Here is a 1,863-nt window from a genome sequence, read left to right as displayed (position 1 = left end):
TTTTTTGAGGGCAGCGATGCGGAAGATGGCGTTGGGGGCGCCGTAGCCTCTGTAGCCGCGGCGCTCGACGATCTCGAAGAAGAAGCCCTCCCCGAAGGTCATGCTGTAGAGCTGGAAATATTCGCCGTGCTCGTCGCGGTCGTAGAGGATGTTGTCGGCCTTCAGCCTCTCGGTCAACTCCGGATCGAGGCCGAAGCGGGCCTCCACGTCGCCGTAGTAGTTCGGCGAGATTGGAAGCGGCCGGAAGCCGTTCCGGCGCAGCGCCTCGGCGGTGGCGAAGATGTCGTTCGTCGAAAAGGCCAGATGCTGGACGCCCGAACCGAACGTCTCGGCAATGAAATGCCCGGCCAGCGTGCGGCGGTTCTCCGCCCCGTTCAGCGTGATCCGCAGGCTGCCGGAGGCGTTCTCCACCACCTGGCTCCTGACCACGCCGGCCGGATCGATGATGTCGACCATCGGCGTCTTCTGCGCCTCGAAGATCGAGGTGTAGAACAGAAGCCAGGTCAGCATCTCGTCATAGGCGACCGTCTGGGCGATGTGGTCCACGTGTTCGAGATGCGCCGGCGCGACCTCGGCATCCTCCGCCACGTCCTCCGCCACCGGCAGGAAGTCGATCTCGGAAAACCGGCCGAGCCTGCTCTTCTCGTCGATCAGATAGATCAGCCCGCCGCCGACGCCGCGGATCGCCGGGATCTCCACCTCGCCCCGGCCGACCGGCTGGCGGAAGGCTTCCGCCCCGAGCGCCACGGCGCGCGCCAGCGCATCCTTGGCATCCCCGACCTTGAGCGCCAGCGCATAGGCCGAGGTGCCGTGCACCGCAAACGAGGCGCTGGCGAAACCCTTCTCCTCCGTGTTGACGAGCAGCCTTATGTCGCCCTGGCTGTAGAGGCCGACCTTCTTCGTCCGGTGGGCGGCCACCTTGCGGAAGCCGAGCGTCCGCAGGATGCCGGCAAGATCGGCGGCGTCCTTCTCGTCGGCCGAGAACTCCACGAAGCCGATGCCCGTCACCGTCGCCCGCTCCGGCATGGCGGCAACGGTGAGCGAGGAGACGTTCGGCCTGCGGCGCACCTGGTCGCCGAGATAGACCAGCGAGCGGTGGCCGTCGGCGGCGATCGGCCGCGCCTGGCCGCCGCGGAACTGGTCGTTGAAGATCTCCAGCGAGAAATAGCCGTCATAGCCGGTCTCGGCGACCGCCGCCGTGAAGTCCGTCACCGCCAGGTCCCCCTCGCCCGGCATGTTGCGGAAATGCCGCGACCAGTAGAGCAGGTCCATGTCGATCAGCGGCGCGTCGGCCAGCTGGACGATGAAGATCTTGTCCTTCGGGATGGAGCGGATCGAGTTGATGTCGATCTTCCGCGACAGCGTGTGAAAGCTGTCGAGGATCAGGCCGATGTTTTGATGATCGGCGCGGCGGACGATCTCCCAGGCGTCGCGGTGGTCGTTGATGTGGCGGCCCCAGGCGAGCGCCTCGTAGCCGACCTTCAGGCCGCGCCTGGCCGCCCGCTCGCCGAGCGCGTGGAAATCGGCCGCCGCCCGGTCGATGCCGCCGAGCGACACCGGCGAGACGTTCGAGCAGACCAGCAGCAGGTCGGTGCCGAGCTGCTGCATGACGTCGAACTTGCGCTCGGCGCGGTCGAAGGTGCGGGAGCGGTGCGGTTCCGGCATGCCCTCGAAATCCCGGAACGGCTGGAACAGGGTGATCTCCAGCCCGAAATCCCGCACCATCCTCCCGACATCCGCAGGACGGCCGTCAAACGCCAGGAAGTCGTTCTCGAAGATCTCGACCCCGTCAAACCCAGCCTTCGAAATCGCCTCCAGCTTCTCGGGAAGGTCCCCGCTGATCGATACCGTCGCTATCGACGT

General features: G+C 66.5%; 1 protein-coding gene. It reads right to left on the bottom strand.

The genetic code is table 11. The features are described from left to right. A partial coding sequence (locus ACMGE0_RS33400) for a bifunctional sugar phosphate isomerase/epimerase/4-hydroxyphenylpyruvate dioxygenase family protein (RefSeq protein ID WP_436820144.1) occupies nucleotides 1-1,863 on the bottom strand: 1,863 nt, incomplete at both ends.

Origin of the sequence: Neorhizobium descurainiae (assembly GCF_051400715.1) — a bacterium.
GTDB lineage: Bacteria > Pseudomonadota > Alphaproteobacteria > Rhizobiales > Rhizobiaceae > Neorhizobium.
The sequence above is the reverse complement of the archived record's forward strand: the minus strand, read 5'-3'. Positions and strand labels throughout refer to the sequence as shown.